The sequence below is a fragment of the Rhodoblastus sp. genome, assembly GCF_052145335.1.
Lineage (GTDB): Bacteria > Pseudomonadota > Alphaproteobacteria > Rhizobiales > Beijerinckiaceae > Rhodoblastus.
On the sequence record NZ_JBKQOU010000131.1, the window covers coordinates 1 to 22,726 of the forward strand.

The window sequence follows — 22,726 nt, forward strand, 5'->3', positions numbered from 1 at the left end:
GTTCGTTGGTGCGGGAGGCGAGCCCCGCTTGAATGGCGCCCATGCGGACGACATAGGCGTTTTTATCGACGCTGGCGAAGTCGTTATAGTTGAAGGTCGTGAAATTCAGGCCGGGCGTCCCGGGAACCGCGGCGAGGCTGCCGTAGGTTCCCGGCAGCCAGAAGCTTACGCCGCCCTCGTCGGCGAACGCGGCTGTCGCCGCGAACAGCGGCGAGGCCAACGCAAATGCATGGGCGAAAACTCTCTTCATCAGTTCAGGCGAACCCGGTGCAAGACGACCAGCATCCCGGCCATCGAGGCGACCATCAGTCCGCAGGCGAACCAGAATCCGTGAGGAGTGTCCTGCAAGGGCAGGGCGGAGACGTTCATTCCGAACATGCCGGTAATGAAGGTCGGCGGCAGCAGCAGCGCCGAGACGATGGACAGCACGGTTAGCCTTTTATTGGTTTTTTCCGCCTCGCGCGCATTCAGCTCCTCTTGCAGGATGTGCGCGCGCAGGATCAGTCCGGGCTGACACCGCGCCGAGATGAACAGATGAGGCGCCATGACGAAATTCCACCGCACCATTCGCCGGAGGTCAGGCTGCTCGCTGTTCTCGAAATCGGCCACTACTCCGCCGATCATTGGCCCAAAACTGTAGATATTCTGGCGGTCGTCGTTGGACAACAGCATGGCGACGGCTTGCGGAGGCAAATGCGGCAGCGAAGCAATGGCTGTCCTGGTTCCCTCGTCGGCGAGATCGAAATTTAGCCACAGCCAGTCTTCCTGCTTCTCGATCGCCTCCCGCAAGTCGTCGCCATGCAGCAGTTCGGCGGCGCCGGATTCAGAGAATCGGCAGCCCCAGACCAGTCCCTCAATCTCCCCATCGCCATTTTGTGGCGGCGAAACTCTGACTGTCTCCATCCCGGTCTCCTCGGGTGTCCTGACGGGCCAATGGATTTCACTATCCTACCAGCGCAACAGCGTGACAAACATAAGAAGCGGGACCGTTTCGAGCCCGGTCGGCCGAAAAAACGCTCCGTCGACACGGAACATTCTTGCACGTGGCGCAGACTCATCTGCGATGCGGGGGAGGGAGCCCGACCATGACCAGAATTTTGCTCGTCCGCCACGGCCATGTGGAGGGAATCTCGCCGGAGAAGTTTCGCGGCCGGCTCGACCTACGCTGACGGAGAAAGGACGCGCCCAGGCAACTGCGCTCGGCAAGCGGATTCACGACGAATGGCGGCCCGCCGCAATCTATACCGGCCCGCTGCAGCGCGCCGTCGCCACCGGGGAAGCGATCGCCCGGGCGACCGGGGCGCCCTTGCGAAAGCTCGATTGCCTGCACGATATCGACTACGGCGACTGGCAGGGACGCACGCACGAAGAGGTCGAGGGCGCCACCCCGGCGCTTTACGCCACCTGGTTCGAGGCCCCGCAACTGATGAGGTTTCCCGGCGGCGATTCCCTGCAGGACATGTTCGCGCGCGGCGCCGAGGCCCTGCGCCTTGTTTTGGAGCGGCATCCCGACGAAACCATCGTCATGGTCGGGCATGACAGCGTCAACCGGGCTATCTTGCTGCAAGTACTGGAATTGCCGATTTCCGCCTATTGGCGTCTGATGCAGGACCCGTGCGGGCTGAACCTGTTCGATTTTGCGTGCAACCATATTCGCGTAGTGAAAATCAACGACACCGCTCATCTGTCGGGTTTTGCCGGCTGAATAGCTGGTCAAAGCACGACATTGGCGTCGAAAACGTCGTAAGACAGCGGCAAGGCGAATTCCAGCGCCATGCCGTGATCAAGGCTGCGAACCACCCGCGCTGGACGGCGGCCGATGTGAAGCATCGTTCCCGTCGGCGCTTGCGTCTCGCATCTGACGGCGGCGCCGGAAACCGAAATGTCGACGATGCGCGCCGAAAAAGCGCCGCCGCCCGGCAGGCGGATGGTGGTTTCGAGCTGATGGGGCACGATGCGCTCGTGGCGGCGGTCTTCAGGCAGACCGAGCATCTTGCGGTTGGCGAGCCAGGTCAACTGATTGACCAGCTTTTCCCTTTTGACCGCCGGCATGACGGCGGTCATTGCGAAGCCATGTTCGAGTTGGCGGACGACAACGCCTTCGATCCGTCCCAAGGCGTCGAAATAGGCGATGATTCTTTCGCCCGTGGCGCCGGGAACCGGAGCGGTCAATGCGAGGCCGCCGACCGAAATATCGATGGTCTGGCAGGGAAACTCCCGCCGGTCCTCCAGCATGTAACGTCCGAGCAAAGCGAGTTTTACTCGCGCAAAGCGGCGCCGTTCCAATGGCTTCGACGTGACTTTGGCCTGGAGTTGCATCGGGCTCGCCGCATTATCCTCTGGAAGACCAAAATCATAATCTCGCCAAGGTTAATTCGCGGTTACGCCCGTATCGCGCACCCTGCCGAGGGCTTGTCCTGCCCAACAGGAGCGAACCGATGGGAGCGAACGCGACCAAAGCCCGTCGACAAACGGGCGCGGACGACGCATACGGGCTCATGCCAGGGAGAATTGATTTATTTGGTCCGGCCGCCGGCGACGACAAAAAAGGAGCGGCGGCGAATTTTCGCGCGCTGGGCCAGGTCGCCTGGCGATCGCGGCAGGGCGCCTTGCAGCATGGGCGGCAGCGGCCCAGGGTCGCCGCCGTCGATGAAGCGCATGGCGACCATACGCAGGCAAGCGGCCGGGCGCAGGCCGAGCCAGGAGGGAATGGCGGTCGGCGTGATCGCCCCCAGAACGCGAGAATGGGTCTTTCCGCGGTGGCGCAGCGGCAAAATCAGCAACTCCAGATTGGCCGGCCTGGCGTCCTTGGGCGCGGCGGTCAGCCCGGCGACGACCGGCCGCGATTCGTCAAGGACTGCAAGGATCATCCTGCTGACAGACCGCCGTTCTTCCGGCGCGAACAGGGCGGTGAACGAATTGCCCTTCTGCTCGTCGAGAAACAGCGCGTTCAGCCTCGTGCCGGAAATGCGGACCGGAAATCTCCGCTCTTCATCGACTTCCAGGATCATGGTGTCCGCGAGAACATGCCTTATCGCCGCCGGGTCGATTTCGGTGCGTTCCGGGGACAGCCGGGCGCCGCGCAAGCAATTCCAGTAGCTGTAAAGCTCCAGTGTGGCCGCCTGTCTCATTTTCCCGCCCCTGTCGGTTTTTGGGTCGATTCTGTCGCGTCGCGGGTCGGAACGTCGTTGCCCGCCGCCCCTCAAGCGGAGGCTGCGAAGTCCGGGCCAACTCCCGGCCAAGTCTAGGGCAGGTCCCGTCCGGCTTGTGCCGCATTGGTGGAGGTTGTCGTTGCAAACGCCTGGGCTTTTTGGCAATCTCGCCCAGTGGCGGAAGCGGCGAAGCTGACGTTGAAGACCCTCGATGGTCGCCGAGAAATTTTTGCATGGGCAGAGTGTGCCTCGGCTTGCCCCATAGCCATTTCCGCTTCGATTGAGCACGAGCGGAGAGGGTTCTGCTTTTAATTTTACTCACGTTTTCTTCACGCGACCCATTATCCAGCTCCGCTGGAAAACGCTATGATCACTTCCCGCCCGACCGATCAAACCGCGATACGCAAGCCAGTCAGTTGAAAGTCAGTTTAAAAATGGGCGAACGCACCCGCGAGCCGATCTTCAATATTCCTGCCGCCGTCCTGCTGTTGCTGGCGCTTTTTACCCTTGTGCATGGCGTGCGCGTGTTGTCTTCGACGGAAGCGGATCTGCGGCTGATCGCCACTTACGGCTTCGTGCCTGCGCGGTTCGGTTTCCTCATCGACCAGAGCGCCGTACTCGATCATTTGACGAAGATCGCCAATTCATCGGAAATCGAAGGCCAGATTGGCGAGTTCTTCCTGACTTACGCGCCGCCGTACAAACTCTGGTTTACTCCGCTGAGCTACGCGTTCCTGCATGGCGACTGGACCCATCTGATCTTCAATGGATTCTGGCTTGCCGCCTTCGGTTCCCCGGTCGCGCGGCGATTTGGCCCGAGACGTTTTTTAATGCTGGGCGCCTTGGGCGCCATCGCCGGGGCCTTCTTCTACACGGCTTTGCATCTGACCGAGCTGGCGCCGATGATCGGCGCCTCGGCCGCAGTTTCCGCCTATATGGGTGCGGCGGCGCGCTTCGTGTTCCAGCCCGGCGCGTTTTTTCGTAGCCGCTTCGCCGGCGTCGAGGCGCCCCCGCTAGCCTCGCTCCCGGAAATGCTGGCCAATCGCCAGACCCTGGCTTTTGTCGGCTTCTGGTTCGCCTCAAACCTGCTGGTCGGGCTGGGTGGCCAGAGTTTCGGCTTTTCCTCAGCCCCGATCGCCTGGGAAGCGCACATTGGCGGGTTTTTCGCCGGACTTTTGCTGGCGCCATTATTCGACCAAAGACGCAAAGCTTGATAGCCAAGGCTTCGCTTGCGCTCTGACGAGAACCGGCGCATCCTGACAACTAAAGACGGGCGGGAAGCCCGCGTCTAACTGGAGGGGTCTGATGACAGTAGCAGTTATTCTTGCCGCCAAGGGGAACGACGTGACGACGACGCAGCCCCATCGCACCTTGCAGGAAATCGCGGCCATTCTCGCCGAAAGAGGCATTGGCGCGGTCATTGTTACCGGCGGCGACGGCGAGGTTCTGGGCATACTGTCCGAGCGTGACATTGTTCGCGCGATCGGCAGGAATGGCGTCGGCGTGATGCAGGACGCCGTGTCGAAACATATGACGACCAAAGTTGTCACCGCGAGCATGGAAGATGCGATCGATCATGTCATGGAACAGATGACTGCTGGACGCTTCCGTCATTTGCCGGTGGTGCACAACGGTCGGCTGAGTGGCGTCGTGTCGATCGGCGACGTGGTCAAGCACCGGTTGGAGCTGATTGAATCCGAACATCGCGCCTTGCGCGAATATATCGCCACCGCCTGAGCGCTAAGATTTTTCTTTCGCACCCGTCCGTCGCCAAGCGGGCGGGTTTTTCGGCGAGGCGACTCCCGCCAGGCTGTTGCGCTTAAACCGTCCCGCTTCCGAGCAGCTGACTTTCTATCGCGGCGATTTGCTCGATTTCGTTCAGCGCGCGTCGAGCCGCCTCGCGGCCGACGGCGATCAGTTCTTCGGCGCGATGAAATTCGAACAAACCGATTTTCGACAATCTGGCGTTGATCAGCACGTCCGGTGGATCGCCGGCGAGACGAGAGCGCGCGATGCGGTCCTGGGTGATGTTGAAGGCGTCGAGCATAGCCGCCAGAATGCCCGGCGCTCCGTCGGCGCCGCGCCCGAACTGGCGGCGCAATTGTCGCGCCTCGCCAGCCGCCGCGAGTTCGTCGCCATCCAGCTCGGGCTGGCTTGGGTCGGCGATCAAGGCGCCCCGGTAAGCGGTGTCGCCGACCAGGTTGACCGCGATGACCAGTTCCGCGCCCATCGCCCGACACAGGGTCACCGGCACCGGATTGACCAGCGCGCCGTCGAACAGCCAGCGGTTGTCGATGCGGAGGGGTTCGAAAATGCCTGGAAGCGCGTACGAAGCGCGGATCGCCTGGACGAGATCTCCCTTGCGCAGCCAGACTTCATGGCCGGAGCCGATTTCGGTGGCCACGGCGCCAAAAGTCATCGGCAGGGTCTCCACGCGCAATCCGGACAATACGCGCGCCAATTCGTCGCGCAGCTTGCCGCCTGAGAGCATTCCCGCGCCGGAAAAGGACACGTCCATCATCGCGAAGACCCGCCGCTTGGTCAGGGCTCGGGCGAATTCCTCCAGCGCCGCCAGCCTTCCGGCAGCATAGCAGCCGCCGACCACCGCGCCCATCGAGGCTCCCGCGATCACGTCGATGGGCACCTTGCGCGCTTCCAGTTCCTGCAGCACGCCGATATGCGACCAGCCGCGCGCCGCGCCGGATCCGAGCGCCAGACCGATGCGCGGTCGGCGCTTACTTTCCGGCGCAATACCGCCTCCGCTCGCAGCGGAAAAGGACTCGCCTGATTTTTCGAATGTCTTCCAGTTAAAACCGAACATAGCCCGGTCCCCATTGAAATTACCGCCGGTCGGCGGTGGCGGCCAATGGCGATGGAACCTGCAAGCCTGCGCAAGACTCCTTGCTGAACCCTTACCGCCGCCCCCTTGGCTTTAAAAATAGAAAGCCATGCAGGAAATGCACGGGCGGGAGCAAAGGTTCCCCGGCTTCGACTGCGATTCAAGGGATCGCAATCGACACCGAGCGTCGGATTTTTGCACACCACTTTGGTGAAAGCGCGCAGAGCAGCGAATCTTTGACCTGGCCAGCGAATTGGTTTAGCCCCGCTCGGCAGCCAGGTTTTTGGGACCGTCCGATGAATATCTATGCCGAATTCCACCTCCGCATCGCCGCCATTCTCGACCGGTTCGGCAAGGAGGGACTGCTGCCGCAAAATCTCGATGCGGCGCGTTTCGTCGTCGAGCCGCCGCGCGATCCGGCCATGGGCGACCTGGCATGCAACGCCGCGATGGTTTTCGCCAGGGAAGCGAAAGAGTTTTATCCCAATCCGCGCCAACTCGCCGCCGACCTGGCTTTTCAGCTGACCCAGGAGCCGGAGGTCGATCAGGCCGAAGTGGCGGGACCCGGTTTTCTCAACATTCGCCTGAAGCCGCGGATTTTTGCAGATATCTTGCGTGTCATCCTGGTCGAGCGCGGCGATTTCGGGCGCGGCCCCGCCGGGCGCGTTGCGGCTCGCAAAGTCAATGTCGAATATGTGTCCGCCAACCCGACCGGGCCGATGCATATCGGTCACGGGCGCGGCGCGGTGTTCGGCGACGCTCTGGCCGGACTGATGGAATTCGCCGGTTCGCAGGTGACGCGAGAATATTACATCAACGACGCCGGCGCCCAAGTCGATGTTCTGGCCCGATCCGCCTATCTGCGCTACCTCGAAGCGCTGGGCGAAAGCGTGACCATTCCGGAGGGCCTCTATCCCGGCGATTATCTGAAGCCGGTCGGCGCCGCCCTGGCGAAGCAATACGGCGGATCACTGCGGGAACAATCCGAGGCGGAATGGCTCGGCCCGGTGCGCGACGCCTCTATCGAAGCGATGATGGCGATGATCCGCGAGGATCTCGCCGCGCTAAACATCACCCATGAGGTTTTCTTTTCCGAACGTTCGCTGCACGTGAAGAACAACGGCGTCTCCGACGTCGAGGCCGCCATCGACGACCTGCGGGCCAAAAACCTGGTCTATGAGGGCCGGCTGCCGCCTCCCAAGGGCCAATTGCCGGAGGACTGGGAGGATCGCGAGCAGACGCTGTTCAAATCCACCGATTTCGGCGACGACGTCGACAGACCGCTGAAGAAATCCGATGGCTCCTATACCTATTTCGCCTCGGACATCGCCTATCACCGCAAGAAAATCGAAGCCGGCTATGACGTCCTGGTCGATGTCTGGGGCGCCGACCACGGCGGCTATGTCAAGCGAATGAACGCCGCCGTGGTCGCCCTGTCAGGAGGCGCGACGACGCTCGATGTCAAATTGTGCCAGATGGTCAAGCTGATGCGCGAGGGAGAGCCGGTCAAAATGTCGAAGCGCTCCGGTGACTTCGTTACTTTACGTGAAGTTGTAGACGAAGTTGGTGTCGACGCCGTGCGTTTCATGATGCTGACGCGCAAGAACGACGCGCCGCTGGAATTCGATCTGGCCAAGGTGATCGAGCAATCCAGGGACAATCCCGTGTTTTACGTCCAATACGCCCATGCGCGCGCCCATTCGGCGTTACGTCAGGCGCTGGCTGCTTTTCCTGACCTCGACCTCGCGGGGCCCAAGCTGGCGGCGGCGGACCTGGCGTTGCTGGTCGACGAGAGCGAACAGGCCCTGGTCAAATTAATGGCGCAATATCCGCGTGTTATCGAAAGCGCGGCGACGGCGCACGAACCGCATCGTCTCGCCTTTTACCTGCATGAACTGGCGAGTTTTTTTCATTCCCACTGGAATCGCGGCAAAGATCAGCCACAATTACGCTTTGTTAATCAAGATAGTAGAGATTTGACCTGCGCCAGGTTGGCTTTGGTTACAGGGTTAATCAACGTCCTGGCGTCTGGATTGTCGGTTCTGGGTGTTAAAGCTCCGGAAGAGATGCGCTGATGTTTCGCGCAAAAGCTCCTTAAGTCTGGGCGCTCTCCTTCCGGGTTTTTGCGTGATGTGAGGGTGCGCCATGGGTGAGTCTGCCGCTAAGTTTCGTCCGGAGGATCTGGACGAGTTCGAACGTCGCCTGCGCGCTGCTGCGCCGGCTCCGCGTCAGTCGTCGGCGGAGGCCGCCGATCCTCTCGCCGAACTCGCCCGCCTGCTCGGGAGCGAGGGCGCCGCGAAAAAGGAAGATCCTTTCGAGGCTTTGTTCCGCGCCCAGGCGGCGATCGCTGATATTCGCAACGCTCCGGCTCCGCTCCAAGGCTCCACCCCGGAATTGCTCCATCCCTCGCACGAGCCCTATTTCGCCGAGCGCCCGAATGTTGCAGGCCAGGCGCAGCCGGCACATTCGCCGACGGCGCATTCCCACGAGGAGGCCTATGCTTCCGAGCCTTTGCCCTACCACGAAGCCGAGCCGAACTGGCAGCCGGAAGCGGCGCCCGAGGCCGACGACTGGGATGGGCATTACGATGACTTTCAGGCGCAACCAGCGCAGGCGGCCCCAGCCGGCAGGCGCAAGGTGGTTTACGGCATGGCGGCTGTTCTGCTGCTCGGCGTCGCCGCCATCGGCGCCACTCTGGCCATGCGCGCCAAATCCGGCGGCCATGACGTTGTTACTATCCAGGCCGATAGCGATCCGGCCCGGATCAAGCCGGAACAAGCCGACAATTCCTCGTCCGCCAATTCGCAGACGCTGTTTGACCGCAAGGACAATGGCAACGTCGCCAAGGTCGTGGCCAATCAGGAACAGCCCGCCGATCTTGGCGCGACAGTGAAATCGGCGCGCGTCGTCGGTCCCGCCGCCGGAGTTCCGACGCCACCGCCTCCGGCCAACGCCTCCCAGCCGGCGCCGCAGGGCGAGGCGACCTTCCCGACGCCGAAAAAGGTCAAGACCGTATCGGTGCGCGCCGATGGCAGCGTGATCGATGGCGCCGACGCGCGGCCGCAACTGGCCCACGGCGTTCCGAGCATGGCGTCCGCCGGCTATCCGTCGGTTGCGCCGACGGCGCCGGCCAAGCCCGTTCCGACCAGGACGCCTGCGACGACCAAATCCACCGATCGCGCCGTCACTTCGACCACCGAAGCCGCCCTGAAGACGCCGACCACCAGGCCACAAGCCGCCAAGCCCGCCGCCACGGAACATGCCGGCGAATCCGGCGGTTTCGCGGTGCAACTCGCCGGATCGCCGGTGGAATCGGAAGCCCGCGCCGCCGCCAATAAACTGAGCGTCAAATATGCGAGCGCCTTGCAGGGCCGTCACGCTACATTCGTCGAGGCCAAGGTCGGGGACAAGACCATCTATCGTGTCCGCGTCGGCCATTTGCCGGAAGAAACGGCCAAGACGATGTGCACGGCAATCAAAGGGCAGGGCGGAAACTGCTTTGTCGCCAGGAATTAATGGTATTTCGCAAGAAGAGGCGCGATTAGGAGCGATTGCGAGCAAAGCCCGTCCAACGACGGGTGTCTAAAGGACGCCTTGATTGGCTCATGCGAGGGATTCCACTATCGCGACAAGTCGCGATAGTGGATAAGGAGATAATGACTTTTCGCGCTTTTATATCCGGTTGCGCCGGCCTTTCCCTCAGCGCTGACGAGCGCGCCTTTTTCACCGAGGCGCGGCCTTGGGGATTGATCCTGTTTCGCCGCAATATCGACCATCCGGAGCAGGTGGCGGCGCTGACCGCCTCCTTTCGCGAAATTCTCGGCGACGGCGCCGCCGTGCTTGTCGATCAGGAAGGCGGCAGGGTGCAACGGCTGAGCAAGCCGCACTGGCCGGTCTACCCGCCAGCCGCGCTATTCAGCAGATTGCCAGGCGCCGACGAACAGCTCGCCGCTCATTCGGCGCGTCTCATCGCCGACGATTTGCGTGCACTGGGAATCGATGTGAACTGCCTGCCCGTGCTCGACGTTCCCACGCCCGACGCGCATAAAATCATCGGGGATCGCGCCTATGGCGATAATCCTGACGACGTGGCTAGGCTGGGGCGCGCCGCCGCTCTCGGCCTGATGGCCGGCGGGGTGATGCCGGTGATGAAACATATTCCAGGTCATGGCCGCGCTCTCGCCGACAGCCATTTCGAATTGCCGAGAGTCAGGGCCTCGCGAGCGGAGCTGGAAAGGGATTTCGCGCCGTTCCGGGCCAATGTAGACCTGCCGGCGGCAATGACGGCGCATGTCGTCTATGAGGCCATCGATCCTTCGCAGCCGGGCACGCATTCCCGCGGGGTGGTCGAAGGCATCATTCGCGGCGAGATCGGATTCGACGGCTTGCTGATGAGCGACGATCTGTCGATGATGGCGCTTGGCGGAAGTTTCTTTGAACGCTCGGCGCGGGCTTTCGCCGCCGGTATCGATCTCGCCCTGCATTGCAACGGCGATCTGCGCGAAGCCGGTTCGGTTGCGCAGGCCTCGCCCATTCTCGCAGGCAAGGCGCTTGAACGCGTCGAAAGCGCTCGCGCAAGCGTCGCGCGCCATTTTGCCGAGGCCTCGCCCTTCGATCCTGTGGATGCGCGGGCGGAACTCGCTTCGGCGCTTGCGGCTCTGGCCTGATTCACTCACGCTGTCTTTCGTGATTCGCGAGACAAGCGGGGCGCAAGGAAACGAGAAGCCCATTTATCGTGAGCGCCATGTTTTCAGGAAGTTGAGGCGGTGCGGCGGACGGAGAAAATGGCGCGAAGCGAAGGCGGCGAGTTGACGGAATTCGAAACCCAGGGCGGCGATTCTCTCGATTCGGCTGCGGGTGAAGCGGATTTTCGCGTCGATCTCGACGGGTTCGAAGGCCCGCTCGACCTGCTGCTCGAACTGGCGCGGCGGCAGAAAGTCGATCTAAGCCGCATTTCCATCCTTGCGCTTGCCGAACAATATCTCGAATTCATTGAGGCGGCGCGGCGGGTGCGGCTGGAACTCGCCGCCGATTATCTGGTGATGGCGGCCTGGCTGGCCTATCTCAAATCGCGCCTGCTGCTGCCGGCGCCGCCCAAGAGCGAGGAACCCGACGCCGTCGAACTCGCTGACAGCCTCGCCCGGCGGCTGCGTCGCCTGCAGGCGATCCGAGCGGCGGCGGCGCGGATGTTCGAGCGTCCGCAACTCGACCGCGATCTGTTTTTACGCGGCGCCCCCGAAGGGCTCGAACTGGTCAACTCTCCGCTCTTCAAGGCCAGCATTTACGATCTCCTCGCCGCTTATGCGCGGCAGCGGCAAAAACAGGCGCTCTCCCTCGTCTCGGTCAAGACCCGGCAGGTCTGGTCGCTGGCGGAAGCGCGCGACGTGCTGGAGCGGCTGATCGGCATGACCGTGGAGTGGACCGCGCTCGACGATTACCTCCTTACCTGGGGGGCGACGCCGGCGCAGACGCGGACGATGCGCGCATCGACTTTTTCCGCCTCGCTGGAAATGGTAAGGGAAGGGCTGATCGATCTGCGCCAGGACCGCGCCTTCGCGCCGCTCTGGGTGCGGCGCAAGGAGGAGCCGCCGCCCGCCATGGCGGCGGAATAAGCATGGCCCAGGAACAGGACGCGCTGTTCGACCTGAAGGCGCAGGACGCCGTCGATTTTCTGTCACGCGAAAAGCCCGACGAGACGCTGCGCGAAAACATGCGTATTTGCGAAGCGCTGATCTTCGCCTCGACCGAGGCGTTGAGCGAAGAGGAAATGGCCAAGCGCCTGCCTGTAGGCGCCGATCTCGCCGCCGCCCTTGCCTATCTCAAGGCTGATTATTTTTCCCGCGGCGTCCAGTTGGTCCGGGTTCACAAGAAATGGATCTTCCGCACCGCCCCCGACCTCGCCTGGGTGTTGCAGCGCGAGAAAAAGGAAGTGAAGAAGCTTTCGCGCGCCGCCATGGAGACCCTCGCCATCGTCGCCTATCACCAGCCGGCGACCCGCGCGGAAATCGAGGATATTCGCGGTGTGGCCCTGTCCAAGGGGACGATGGACGTGCTGCTGGAGACCGGCTGGGTGCGCCTGCGCGGACGCCGCCGCGCGCCGGGCCGACCCGTCACCTATGGCACGACTGAAAAATTTCTGCTGCAATTCGGCCTGGAGCAGATTTCCGATCTGCCTGGCCTCGACGAACTCAAGGGCGCCGGCCTGTTCGACGGCCGCCTGCCCAAGGGTTTCGGTGTGCCGCAACCGCGCGACGACGCCGGTCTGACCGAGGACGAGGAGCCGCTCGGCGGAGACCCGCTGGAGGAAGCCTTCGCAGCCGATTTGCCGGACGATGCGCCTGAAGAATAGGTTTAAGCCGCCTCAGGGCTTTTTCGGCTTTTTCTTCGGTTTTGGCGGCGGCGCGGCTTCGTTGTTCTCGGCCCCGAGCCGCTCGACCCCGATCTTGTCGCCGCCGGGCCGGCGCATGCTCTGCAAAAAGCCGCTTGCCGCGCCGCCGGCGATCTCCACATTGGTCTCGTTGGGGAAAATGCGGATCGCGCCGATGTCGGCGCGGTTCACGCCGCCCTTGCGGCACAGCATGGGCAGTATCCATTTCGGATCGGCGTTTTTGCTGCGGCCGATATCGAGCCGGAACCACACCGCGCCGGGCATCGGCTCCTTGTGCGACTTGGCGCTCTTGCCGGGCGGAAAGTCGCGGGCGCCGCGCTTTTCGCTTTCGAAGCCGGGGTCCGCCACTTCTTCCGCCGTCGGCAGGCGGGCGCGCAAGATGCGGGCGAGCGCGGCGGCGATTTTGTCCGGCCCCAGTTCGCTCAGCAGCAGGCTGGCAAGTTCGCTGTCGTCCTCGCTGCTCTCATCGCCCAGATCCGCGTCCTGCAAGATGCGGCGGCGGTCGAGTTGCTTGATTTCTTCGGCGGTCGGCGGCGCCGCCCATTCCACTTCGACATGGGCTTGGGCGATCAGGTTCTCCGCGCGGCGGCGCGCCTTGGGGGGCACCAGCAGCACGCTGACCCCCTTGCGGCCGGCGCGGCCGGTGCGGCCCGAGCGATGCTGCAAGGCTTCCGCGTCATGCGGCAGGTCGGCATGGATCACCAGACCGACAGTGGGCAGGTCGAGGCCGCGCGCCGCGACATCGGTGGCGACGCAGACGCGCGCCCGGCCGTCGCGCAGCGCCGCCATCGACAGGTTACGCTCGTGCTGGCTGAGTTCGCCGGAGAGCAGGGCGGCGGCAAAGCCGCGCTCCTGCAGGATCGCCTGCAAATGGCGCACGGAATCGCGGGTGTTGCAGAACACGATGGCCGTTGGCGAATCGTAGAACCGCAGCAGATTGACCACGGCCTTTTCGGTCTCGCGCGGATCGACCCGCACGGCGCGATATTCGATGTCGGCATGGCTCGCCGCCTCGCCCGCCGCTTCGATGCGCAAGGCGTTGCGCTGGTATTTCTTGGCCAGCGCCGCGATGCTCTTCGGCATGGTCGCCGAGAACATCAGGGTGCGGCGGCTATCCGGCGTGGCGTCGAGGATGAACTCGAGATCCTCGCGAAAACCCATGTCGAGCATTTCATCGGCTTCGTCGAGCACCACCGCCTGGAGATGCGAGGGGTCGAAGGCGTGGCGCTCGATATGGTCGCGCAGGCGGCCCGGCGTGCCAACGACGATGTGCGCGCCCTGTTGCAGGGCGCGGCGCTCGGTGCGCTGGTCCATGCCGCCGACGCAGGAGACGATGCGCGCCCCGGCATATTGATAGAGCCATTGCAATTCGCGGGCGACCTGCAGGGCCAGTTCGCGCGTCGGGGCGATGACGAGGGCGAGCGGTCCCGCGACGTCTGCAATCTTCTCGCCGGCGCCGATCAGTTCGGCGCTCATGGCGAGGCCGAAGGCGACGGTCTTGCCCGAGCCGGTCTGGGCGGAAACCAGTATGTCGCGCCCCTCCGCCTCCGGCCGCAGCACGGCGGCCTGAACGGGGGTGGGATTCTGGTAGTCGCGCTCATTGAGCGCGCGCGCCAGCATCGGGCTGGCTTTCTGGAAGGTCAATGTCTTGAGTCCGTGGAGTTGGAAAATCCGAAGCGCGGCGCGACTCCTTCACACTGTTTACGGCGAAAGGCCAATGAGGTCGAGAGACGCGCGGTCTTTTACGCGAGAGGCGCCGAGAGTTGAACGCGAATGTGAAAATGGCTGCGCTGAAGGGCATTTTTCGGGCTAACATTGTTCTTGTTATGTTCCACGTGAAACAGCTGGTCGGCGCGGCGTGCCGTCGCTTAGCCTATGTTTTTGAAATAACATCGGTTTCAGGCCTTCGCTTCCGGTCCTCGCGGCAGCGGATAGGGACCGGGTCGCGGCGCCCAAATGATACAACCTGAAAGGTGCGGACGGGAAAACCGGCCAAAAAGCAACGAAAACTTGTGTCTTTACGCGCGAAAATGAACGAAATCGCGCGTTTTTTCGCTTTTTCTCATCCCCGACGCGCTCGAATTTCTCTGCAACCAGAGCGCGATTCCAGCGATCCTTCAATCCCGGACCCTAATGCCTGGCCTTATCAGCCTGGCGTATGAAAAGGGTTCCTCCAGCTTGATGTTTGAACCGGACGGCATGATCTGTGTCCTTACTTCCGGCGGATTGTCTCGTCGAAAACGGAAGCGAAGCACATCATGGCCAGGAAACGCGTTTTCGTAGCCGAGGATTCGCTGCTCATTCTGATGGCTCTGGAAACGATTCTCGATCAGGCCGAGATCGAAATTGCCGGTTCGGCAGCCAGTCTTGCCGAAGCATTGAAGCTTGCCGAAACCTGTGACGCGGACGTCGCCATTCTCGACGTCAATCTTGGCGACGGGATGTGCTTTCCGGCGGCCGACATCCTCATGGCGCGCGGGATTCCCATCATCTTTACCACCGGCTATGCGCCGGAAAAGACCTTGCTCGCGCGTTACGCCAAAGCCCATGCGATCGAAAAGCCCTATGAAGCCTCGACCTTGCTGGGCCTCCTCGCGCAAAGCTTTGAAGCCGCGCACCCCGGCGCATGATGGCGCCCTTCGCAGCGTCGCAACGAAAAATTTCCGCATTGAACGGACCGGGAGGCTCACTATCGGCGTTAGCACGGGAGGAATCCAAAAGAGGAATCCGAAAATTGCAAAAGTTCAGCGCGCCGCACAGCTACGCCACGGATCGCATCCAGATGGTTCTGTCGGGAACCTGGTGGGCGAATAGCGGCGCCGATTTCGATCCCGGGAGCGCAGTGACCGTGCCCCGGGCGGTTTCGTAAAGCGAGCGGCGCGCACCTTCCATTACGACGGCGTTCCCGCCGGCGTCGAGGAGCCTGTCGTCATCGCAATTTTCGGCCTGGGGCCTGTCGACATCAAACTGGCCGATCCGCAGAAACCGTCGCGGCGACGCGTTTGATTTTCGCGGATGGTAGGTCAAGCAGGCATGCTGATGCCCACTTAAATACTGTCGACTGTCGGCAACAGGATTGAAAAAAGAGACGCCAGAACAATGCCGCCTTTCAAGCTTCCCTCCATTCGAGCCAAAACTCCGCTCATCCCATTCACCCTGCCTATTGTACAATCAGCGAACTTCCTTCAATATTTGCCTGCCGGCTTGAGCAAACACCAGGGCTGATCCATGTCTTCAAGAACGCAATTGGTTGTGGGCGCGCGTCTGGCTGCGACGATACTCTTTTTGGCCGTTCTGTCGCATGGCCTGATGTTGGCGCCGGTTCGGGCGCAAGCCTTGCAAAGCTTGAAAGACTATAATTGCACCGGCAAGAACGATAATTCAAACGAACAGCAAATCGTCGGATGCGGCGAGGCCGTCAAGTCGGGAAACTTCGCCGGCAAGGTTCTCGCGGTGGCCTTGAGCAACCGCGGCAGGGCCTATCATGACAAAGGCGATATCGTTCGCGCCCTCGCGGACTATGATCAGGCGATCACGCTCGATCCTGCTTCGGCCGTCTTGTTCTACCGCCGGAGCGCAGCCTATTTTTCCAAAAGGGATTACGACCGCGCGATCGGCGACGCCACCAAGTCTCTCACGATCGATCCCAATTTCGCTCAAAGCTATTATGGCAGGGGCAGCGCCTATACGGCCAAGGGGGATATCGACCACGCCATAGCCGATTTCGATCAGGCGATCCGCCTCGATCCCGGCGCCGCGAACGCCTTCAACGGCCGAGGCGTGGCCTATCAGGTCAAGGGCGACATCGACCGCGCCATCGCGGACTATAGCCAGGCGATCCACCTCGATCCCACTTACGCCGAGGCGTTTGGCAACCGCGGCAGGGCCTACCAGTTCAAAGGCGACAACGACCACGCGATGGCTGACTACGACGCCGCGATCAGGATCAACCCCGCTTTTGCCCCTGCCTACGTCAGCCGCGGCAGCCTCTACGCCAGCAAGGGCGACCAGGACCACGCCATCGCGGACTACGATCAGGCGATCCGGGTGGATCCCGGTCTGGCGCAAGCCTATTCCAACCGTGGCGCCGCCTATACAGCCAAGCTGGATTACGACCATGCCCTGGCGGACCTGGATCAGGCGGTCCGCCTCGATCCGGGCTCCGCCGAAACCTACTACAATCGTGGCGTCGTCCATTCTCTCAGGAAGGACTACGATCGAGCGATTGCCGACTACGACCAGGCGATCCGACTGCAGCCGGTATTTCCACTTGCCTGGAGCAATCGCGGGCTGGCCCATATGAGGAAGAACGAACCCGACCGCGCCATAGCGGACTACAACGAAGCCATTCGACAAAATCCGCAATTCTCCATCGCCTTCAATAATCGCGCCGCGGCTTTCGCCCGGAAGAAAGACTATGCTCACGCCATCGCCGACTACACGGAGGCGTCCCGGCTCAATCCCGATTACGCGGAAGCGCTGTATCGACGCGGCGTCGTCCGGCGGCTGAGTGGAGACAAGGCTGGCGGCGACGCCGATGTGGTCGCCGCCAGGAAGATCAATCCCGGCCTTGCCGAATAGGGCCGTGAGCCGCGCCCGTCTGGTCGAGAAAGGCTTGGCCCCCGCGTCGATCATGGAAGGATTTATGGCGCGTCCACCGTCAAGGTGTTGGTCCTGCGTCTTGGCGATGCGTCTGGCGGAGGTCGCGGGCCTGGACGACGAATTGCGCCGCCAAGTTTACCACCAGGCCTTGCTCCGCTACATCGGTTGCAACGCCGACACCTATTTGCTGTGCGCGGCTTTTGGCGACGAGATCGCGTTGCGCCCGGATCTCGCCCGCATCGACTTGGGCAGCCATTCGGAAATCGTCGAAACCTTCGTGCGCGCCTTCACCCGCCTGTTCGCGGACGCGCCGCCTGCCGAGATGGCCGACGCCATCCAGAAGGGCCTCGCCGAGGCTTTGCAGGTGAGCGTTCCCATTCCCGGCCGGCACCACGTGCGGAACATCGCCCAGGCCAGGAACGGCCGGTTCGAGATCGTCAAGAGCCTCGGGGCCATCGAACCCAACGAGGCGATTGTCTCCAACAATGCTCAATTCGGGGGGGGGGCCGCCGCGGAGTGATGATTCCGTAGCGAAGCGACGCGGCAATCCAGTGGCCCCATCCTGCGCCTGCTGGATTGCTTCGCTAACGTAATCCTACTGCCCGCGCTTTACCGTCGAGGCGAAGCGCAGGGCTTCTTCCGCCGCGCGGAAAAGCGCGCGCGCCTTGTTGACGCATTCCTTCTGTTCGCTGGCGGGATCGGAATCGTAGACGATGCCCGCTCCGGCCTGCACATGCATCTGGCCGTCCTTCACCACGGAAGTGCGCAAGACGATGCAGGTGTCCATTTCGCCCGAGGCGCCGAAATAGCCGATGCAGCCGCCGTAAATGCCGCGCTTGTCGATTTCCAGTTCGTCGATGATCTCCATCGCCCGCACTTTCGGCGCGCCGGAGACCGTGCCGGCGGGAAAACCCGCGGCCAGGGCGTCGATCACGTCGTGCGACGGGTCGAGCTTGCCCTCGACATTGGAGACGATGTGCATGACGTGGCTGTAGCGCTCGACGGTGAAACGCTCGGTCACTTCCACCGTGCCGATTTCGGCGACGCGGCCGACATCGTTGCGGCCGAGGTCGAGCAGCATCAGATGCTCGGCGCGCTCCTTCTCGTCGGCGAGCAATTCGCGCTCCAGCGCCTCGTCCTGCTCCCTGGTTTCGCCGCGCCAGCGCGTGCCGGCGATGGGGCGGATCGTCACCTTGCCCTCGCGCGCGCGGACCAGGATTTCCGGGCTGGAGCAGACGATCTGGAACCCGCCGAAATCGAGATAGCAAAGGTAGGGCGCGGGATTGACCCGGCGTAGCGCCCGATAAAGCGCGAAGGCGGGAAGCTGGAACGCAGAGGTGAAACGCTGCGACAGCACCACCTGGAAAATATCGCCGGCGCGGATATAGGACTTGGCCTGTTCGACCATGGCGAGGAATTGTCCCTCGCGGGTGTTGGAGACCGGGGCGTGGGTCTGCAACAGCAGGGCGTCCTTCGCCTGGCCCTCGGTGCGCAACGGCCCTTCGAGCAACTCCACCAGCGATTCCAGCCGCGCCAGAGCGCTTTCATGAGCCGCTTTGGCGCTCACGCCCGGTTGAGGGCGCACCGGGGTCACCAGCGAAATCTCGTCGCGCACCGAATCGAACACCGCCATCAGGGTCGGGCGCACCAGCAGCGCGTCCGGCGTGCCGATCGGGTCGGGTTTTGCCGGCGCCAGCAGCTCCATCTCGCGCACCATGTCATAGCCGAGATAGCCGAACACTCCCGCGGCCATCGGCGGCAGGCCGGGAACCGCGGGAATGGACGATTCGTCGAGCAGCGCGCGCAGGGCGTCGAGCGGCTTTTGCGGGCAGGGCGCAAAGGCGTCGCGGTCGCGGTTCGGGCTGCGATTGATCTCGGCCTTGCCGCCCTGCACGCGGAAAATCACGTCCGGGTCGAGGCCGATCATCGAATAGCGGCCCCGCGCCGCGCCGCCTTCGACCGATTCGAGCAGGAAGACGTCGCCCTCGCGCCCGCTTGACAATTTCAGGAAAGCCGAAACCGGGGTTTCGAGATCGGCGACCAGCGCCAGACTGACCAGCGAGGGCTCGCCGGCCTCGTAGCGTGCGAAAAAAGCGTCGAATTCGGGCTGGAACATCGACCCGACCCTCACTGTTCCGAACCGTTGGCGGCGCGCAGGGCGCTCGGGTTGACCTTCGTGCCCAGCTGGTTCTGCAGACCGGCGACGAATTGTTCGAGCAGGTCGTCGGCGTCTGTGGCCTCAAGCTGCGGCAGCAAGGCGGCGATTTGCGGGTCCTTGACGTCGAGCGGCGGCGTGACGGCGTCGGTGACCTTCAACACTACGCGCCCGCCCTTGTCGCCCAGGGCGACGCCGGCGGCGCCGACCGGCAGGCCGAAAATCTGCGCCACGGCCGATGGGGTGAGGCCGGCGGCGCCCGAGCGCCGGACGCCCTGCGCCGTCTGCGCCTGGGCGCCGTTGGCGGCGGCGACCTCGGCAAGACTGGCGCCGGAATCGATCTGCCGCGCCAGTTCGTTGGCCTTGGCGGCGAGATCCCTTTGCGCGTTGTTTTCACGCAGCGACTGGATCACCGCGGGCTTGACCTCATCGAGTCCCGGCTGGCGCGAGGGGTCGATGGAGACCACTTCGAACCAGGAATAGCCGCCGTCCTTGCGCGACACCGAATCATTGTCGACGCCGACATCGGAGGCGAAGATCGCCTTGACCAGTTCCGGCGCGGCGACCAGCGCCGGGATCGGCTCGCTCTTGCCGTTATCCGCCTTGCCGGCGCCGGCGGCGTCGGTGACATAGGTCTGGCTTTGCAGGCCGAGCGCCTCGGCCGCCTGTTCGAGCGTCTTGCCGGCAGAGCGCAGATCCTCGATCTTGTCGTGCAGTTTCTGCGCCTCGCCTTTCGCGGCGGCTTGAGCGAGTTCGCCCTTGATCTGGTCCTTGACCTCGGCGAAAGGCTTGACCTGGCCCGGCTCGATGCTCTTGACGTCGACCAGCACCCAGCCGAACTGGCCCTGCACCGGGGCGCTGACGCCGGGTTGCGGCAAAGCGAAAGCCGCCTCGGCTATGGCCTTGTCGAAAATATCGGCCTTGGTCCTGCCGGCCAGATCGGCGAGCACGCCGCCCGCCTGTTTGTCTGCGGCGACCGCGTCGAAGGATTCGCCGTCCGCTATGCGCTTGGCGGCTTTTTCCGCTGCGTCCCGCGAAAAGAAGGTCAGCTGCGCCAGGGTGCGCTTTTCCGGCGTCGAAAAACGCTGCGTCGCGTTCTGGTCATAGACCTTCCGGGCGGCGGCGTCGGAGATTTGCAGGGTCTTGGCGATTTCGCCTGGCGAGGCGATCAGCACATTGACCTTGCGATATTCCGGGGTGCGATAGGCGTCCTTGCGCACGTCGTAATAAGCCTTGATCGCTTCCTCGTCGGGGGCGGCCGCCTTGCTGGCGTCAGGGGCGGGGAGGATGAAATAATCGGCCTTGCGGATCTCGTTGGTATAGGTGTTGATCGCGGAAAGCAGCACCTGCGGCAGTTTGAGCGCGCCCGTGACGCCGACGGCGATCTGCCGCCGCATCGACGCCTGGCGCTGTTCGCGCACATAGGCGGTTTCGCTATAGCCGTTATCGCGCAGGATTTCGTCCATGCGGGCCTGGTCGAAGGCGCCATTCATCCCGGCGAAGGTCTTGTCGGCCTTGATGACCTTGGCGATATCGGCGTCGGAAACGGCCAGACCGAGCTTGTGCGCCTCCTGGTCGAGCGCGGCGCCGGTCATCAGGCGGCCGAGCACCTGGCGGTCGAGGCCCATCTGGCGCGCCTCGTCATTGGTGATGGCGCGCTTCGCCTGCCGCTGCAGGCGCTGCAATTCGTTCTGATATTCGGCGCGATATTGCTGCACGCCGATTTCCTCATTGCCGATCGTCGCCAGCTGATTGGCGCGGAAATTGGTGAAGACGTCGCGGATGCCGAAAAAACCGAAGCCGATGACGATCAGGCCGGCGAAGATCGCAAGGATCGTCCGGCCAAGAATGTTCTTCGACATGACACGCAGGCCACCGAGCATGGTTTTTCTCTTGTTGGGCGCCGGGAGGGCGCCGAAGGGCTTTTTGGACGCCCGTCTTTCGACGGGCTATGGGGTGTCTTTAGACGCCTGTCTTTTGGGCGTCAAAAAAAGCGCCCGTCATTTCGACGGGCTTTGGCGCGGGACTATAGAAACGCCAAGGCCCGCGCGCAATCCACCTGCCGCGAGAGAATGGTCGTGTCGCCGGTCCGGGCGTTGGCGGCCCGGGCGGTCTGCTCGTCGACCAAGGAGGCGCTGCATTCATTCGTCCTCTCGCAGCGCTTCCTGTTTCGCGAGCTTGGTAAACTCGCGAAAATTCCGATCAGGAGCCCGAGAACGGCCAGCAATCGGCCTCGAGAAGCCCTACATTTCGAGCCGGCCGGGTACGGATCGGTTGCGGGGCCGCTAGACGGCGACCTCAATTCGATCGGACGACGAATTTTGTTAGCCGCCATGCGGAGCGTGGCGCAGCCGACCCCGCAAATAAAGCAGCGTGATTTCGACGCCCAGGCGCCCGTCGGCCGCCATCAGGCGCAGTGGCGCGCGGCCATTGAAGGGTTCGGCAAAATCTTCGCCGCGCAGCCAGGCGACGGCCACGGCGGGCTCATTAAAAAGGTCGAGCGCGGCGCCAAGGGTTTCAAGCGCCAGGATCATTCGGGACAACTCGCGGCCCTCTCCGAACAGCGTCGCCCGCTCGTCGTTGTTCAAGCCGGCGACGTCGGCGATGCGGCCGAATTCCTTGCGGATCTCTCTATTTTCCTCGCTGATCGCCGCGCGCCGGCAGCGTCCATCTTCGAAGGTCGATTTGCGGCTCCTGGGCGACGCCGTCGCGCGAATCAGAAAATCGCGCGACGAGGAAACGGGGCGCGCCAAAAAAGCGGATGCAGCGCCGCCCCTTCTCGGCGTCAAGCAGCGCGGAATTGACAACGCGCCGATCAGATCGGGTTCAATCCCTGAGCCAAACGCCAGCGACATGATGCTCTCCCCTGTTTTCCCGGCCGAAGCGGCAAGAACAAAAAGAGAACATATTTCCGCTTTTGTCAAGCGCCGCATTACGCTTTCATTGTCGGGATTTCTGCTTCTTGACCGCGGGGCTTTTTTAGTCAAAGCCCCGCGCGCGCAAAGAGGCGGCTAGCGCCCAACTTTCAGCTCAAATCTGGGCCAGGCCTTCCTCATAGGTCACCTTGGGGAAAATCTCGCCATATTTGGCGGCGCCGTCGGCGATGGCGTCGATCTTCGCCGCCGTGTCGAATTTCTTCATCTTGGTCTTGTCGAGATAGAGGAAGTCGACCAGCTCATTGTAGACCGACACATCGTCGTAGGGCAGCACGTTGACGGACTTGTCGCCGAAGCCGACCTGATAGCGGTCGCCGCGTTTCACGTCGGCGACATAGATGAAATATTTGCCGTCCGGCTTCATCGCATCGCCGAGAACTTCGACCAGGGCCGGCAGTTCCTTGAAGCTGGCCAATTGGCCGGCGAGAAAGGACAGGGTCTTGTCGCCGTCTTCCGCAGCGGCGAACACGGCGGTCAGATTGAGTTCCGGCTCCTGGGCGCGGGCGATCTCGCCGCGAAAGCCAAAACGGCCGGCGATGTGGGTCGGGCCTTTGTGGGCCGGCTTGACGAGGCGGTCTTCGGCTTCGAGACGCTGGAAAGCGGTGGTTTCGATGGTCATGATTCGACTTTCATTTTTCCGCTCGTTCCTGAGAT

At 62.9% G+C, this 22,726-nt stretch carries 21 protein-coding genes and 1 pseudogene; 13 read left to right on the forward strand and 9 right to left on the reverse strand.

The annotated features are described in order from the left end of the window. Together ACLP2E_RS09185 and ACLP2E_RS09190 are read right to left on the reverse strand one after the other, a co-directional pair. Positions 1 to 250: pseudogene (locus ACLP2E_RS09185) on the reverse strand (phenol degradation protein meta); the annotation flags it as partial. Then, a complete protein-coding gene (locus ACLP2E_RS09190; RefSeq protein ID WP_442465729.1) occupies positions 250 to 903 on the reverse strand; it encodes a CorA family divalent cation transporter in 654 nt (217 codons plus the stop codon). The gene ACLP2E_RS09190 and the pseudogene ACLP2E_RS09185, both read right to left, overlap by 1 nt. A gap of 160 nt (positions 904 to 1,063) precedes the next feature. Here ACLP2E_RS09190 and ACLP2E_RS09195 point away from each other — a divergent pair, with 160 nt between their 5' ends. After that, positions 1,064 to 1,705: a histidine phosphatase family protein gene (locus ACLP2E_RS09195; RefSeq protein WP_442465730.1), complete on the forward strand. Its 642-nt coding sequence runs from the start codon at positions 1,064 to 1,066 to the stop codon at positions 1,703 to 1,705. A gap of 8 nt (positions 1,706 to 1,713) precedes the next feature. Here the strand turns inward: ACLP2E_RS09195 and ACLP2E_RS09200 are convergent, their stop codons facing one another. Both ACLP2E_RS09200 and ACLP2E_RS09205 read right to left on the reverse strand, forming a co-directional pair. Beyond that, positions 1,714 to 2,319, reverse strand: coding sequence for a PilZ domain-containing protein (locus tag ACLP2E_RS09200; RefSeq protein ID WP_442460888.1), 606 nt, complete (start codon positions 2,317 to 2,319; stop codon positions 1,714 to 1,716). 197 nt (positions 2,320 to 2,516) lie between these two features. After that, positions 2,517 to 3,131: a PAS domain-containing protein gene (locus tag ACLP2E_RS09205; RefSeq protein WP_442465731.1), complete on the reverse strand. Its 615-nt coding sequence runs from the start codon at positions 3,129 to 3,131 to the stop codon at positions 2,517 to 2,519. A gap of 455 nt (positions 3,132 to 3,586) precedes the next feature. Here ACLP2E_RS09205 and ACLP2E_RS09210 point away from each other — a divergent pair, with 455 nt between their 5' ends. Together ACLP2E_RS09210 and ACLP2E_RS09215 are read left to right on the forward strand one after the other, a co-directional pair. Beyond that, entirely contained in the window at positions 3,587 to 4,366 is a 780-nt protein-coding gene (locus ACLP2E_RS09210) for a rhomboid family intramembrane serine protease (protein ID WP_442460886.1), read from the forward strand. A gap of 91 nt (positions 4,367 to 4,457) precedes the next feature. After that, positions 4,458 to 4,889, forward strand: a complete 432-nt coding sequence (locus tag ACLP2E_RS09215) for a CBS domain-containing protein (protein ID WP_442460885.1) — start codon at positions 4,458 to 4,460, stop codon at positions 4,887 to 4,889. An 82-nt stretch (positions 4,890 to 4,971) separates the two neighbouring features. Here ACLP2E_RS09215 and ACLP2E_RS09220 read toward each other — a convergent pair whose 3' ends face one another. Next, positions 4,972 to 5,973 carry a patatin-like phospholipase family protein gene (locus tag ACLP2E_RS09220; protein ID WP_442460884.1) on the reverse strand — a complete coding sequence of 334 codons (1,002 nt, stop codon included), beginning with the start codon at positions 5,971 to 5,973 and terminating at the stop codon, positions 4,972 to 4,974. A 314-nt stretch (positions 5,974 to 6,287) separates the two neighbouring features. On the opposite strand from ACLP2E_RS09220, the gene argS reads away from it, so the two are divergent. The 5 genes from argS (at position 6,288) to scpB (ending at position 12,340) form a co-directional block, all read left to right on the forward strand. Beyond that, positions 6,288 to 8,066, forward strand: coding sequence for an arginine--tRNA ligase (gene argS / locus ACLP2E_RS09225; protein WP_442465732.1), 1,779 nt, complete (start codon positions 6,288 to 6,290; stop codon positions 8,064 to 8,066). A 70-nt stretch (positions 8,067 to 8,136) separates the two neighbouring features. After that, positions 8,137 to 9,507, forward strand: coding sequence for an SPOR domain-containing protein (locus tag ACLP2E_RS09230; protein WP_442465733.1), 1,371 nt, complete (start codon positions 8,137 to 8,139; stop codon positions 9,505 to 9,507). A 140-nt stretch (positions 9,508 to 9,647) separates the two neighbouring features. After that, positions 9,648 to 10,658 (forward strand): beta-N-acetylhexosaminidase, encoded by a 1,011-nt coding sequence (gene nagZ / locus ACLP2E_RS09235; protein ID WP_442465734.1) that lies wholly within the window; start codon positions 9,648 to 9,650, stop codon positions 10,656 to 10,658. Between the two features lie 117 nt (positions 10,659 to 10,775). Further along, positions 10,776 to 11,603, forward strand: a complete 828-nt coding sequence (locus ACLP2E_RS09240) for a segregation and condensation protein A (RefSeq protein ID WP_442460880.1) — start codon at positions 10,776 to 10,778, stop codon at positions 11,601 to 11,603. A 2-nt stretch (positions 11,604 to 11,605) separates the two neighbouring features. Next, positions 11,606 to 12,340 carry an SMC-Scp complex subunit ScpB gene (gene scpB, locus ACLP2E_RS09245; RefSeq protein ID WP_442460879.1) on the forward strand — a complete coding sequence of 245 codons (735 nt, stop codon included), beginning with the start codon at positions 11,606 to 11,608 and terminating at the stop codon, positions 12,338 to 12,340. Between the two features lie 12 nt (positions 12,341 to 12,352). On the opposite strand, the gene ACLP2E_RS09250 is transcribed toward scpB, so the two are convergent. Beyond that, complete coding sequence (locus ACLP2E_RS09250) at positions 12,353 to 14,023, reverse strand: DEAD/DEAH box helicase (RefSeq protein WP_442465735.1); 1,671 nt, start codon at positions 14,021 to 14,023, stop codon at positions 12,353 to 12,355. A gap of 614 nt (positions 14,024 to 14,637) precedes the next feature. Here ACLP2E_RS09250 and ACLP2E_RS09255 point away from each other — a divergent pair. The 4 genes from ACLP2E_RS09255 to ACLP2E_RS09270 all read left to right on the forward strand — a co-directional run bounded on the left by ACLP2E_RS09255 (position 14,638) and on the right by ACLP2E_RS09270 (position 17,501). After that, complete coding sequence (locus ACLP2E_RS09255) at positions 14,638 to 15,009, forward strand: response regulator (protein ID WP_442460877.1); 372 nt, start codon at positions 14,638 to 14,640, stop codon at positions 15,007 to 15,009. Positions 15,010 to 15,113: 104 nt separating this feature from the next. Next, a complete protein-coding gene (locus ACLP2E_RS09260; RefSeq protein ID WP_442460876.1) occupies positions 15,114 to 15,248 on the forward strand; it encodes a hypothetical protein in 135 nt (44 codons plus the stop codon). Between the two features lie 359 nt (positions 15,249 to 15,607). Continuing rightward, a complete protein-coding gene (locus tag ACLP2E_RS09265) occupies positions 15,608 to 16,960 on the forward strand; it encodes a tetratricopeptide repeat protein (RefSeq protein ID WP_442465736.1) in 1,353 nt (450 codons plus the stop codon). 4 nt (positions 16,961 to 16,964) lie between these two features. Beyond that, positions 16,965 to 17,501, forward strand: a complete 537-nt coding sequence (locus ACLP2E_RS09270; protein WP_442465737.1) for a hypothetical protein — start codon at positions 16,965 to 16,967, stop codon at positions 17,499 to 17,501. A gap of 75 nt (positions 17,502 to 17,576) precedes the next feature. On the opposite strand, the gene trpE is transcribed toward ACLP2E_RS09270, so the two are convergent. Next, positions 17,577 to 19,097, reverse strand: a complete 1,521-nt coding sequence (gene trpE / locus ACLP2E_RS09275) for an anthranilate synthase component I (RefSeq protein WP_442465738.1) — start codon at positions 19,095 to 19,097, stop codon at positions 17,577 to 17,579. An 11-nt stretch (positions 19,098 to 19,108) separates the two neighbouring features. Further along, the gene (locus tag ACLP2E_RS09280) at positions 19,109 to 20,962 is read right to left on the reverse strand and encodes a peptidyl-prolyl cis-trans isomerase (protein ID WP_442465745.1); all 1,854 of its coding nucleotides are present in this window, start codon (positions 20,960 to 20,962) and stop codon (positions 19,109 to 19,111) included. On the opposite strand from ACLP2E_RS09280, the gene ACLP2E_RS09285 reads away from it, so the two are divergent. Then, a complete protein-coding gene (locus ACLP2E_RS09285) occupies positions 20,846 to 21,940 on the forward strand; it encodes a hypothetical protein (protein WP_442465746.1) in 1,095 nt (364 codons plus the stop codon). The genes ACLP2E_RS09280 and ACLP2E_RS09285 overlap by 117 nt on opposite strands. Positions 21,941 to 22,166: 226 nt before the next feature. On the opposite strand, the gene ACLP2E_RS09290 is transcribed toward ACLP2E_RS09285, so the two are convergent. After that, positions 22,167 to 22,691: a hypothetical protein gene (locus tag ACLP2E_RS09290; RefSeq protein ID WP_442465739.1), complete on the reverse strand. Its 525-nt coding sequence runs from the start codon at positions 22,689 to 22,691 to the stop codon at positions 22,167 to 22,169. Between the last annotated feature and the right edge of the window lie 35 nt (positions 22,692 to 22,726).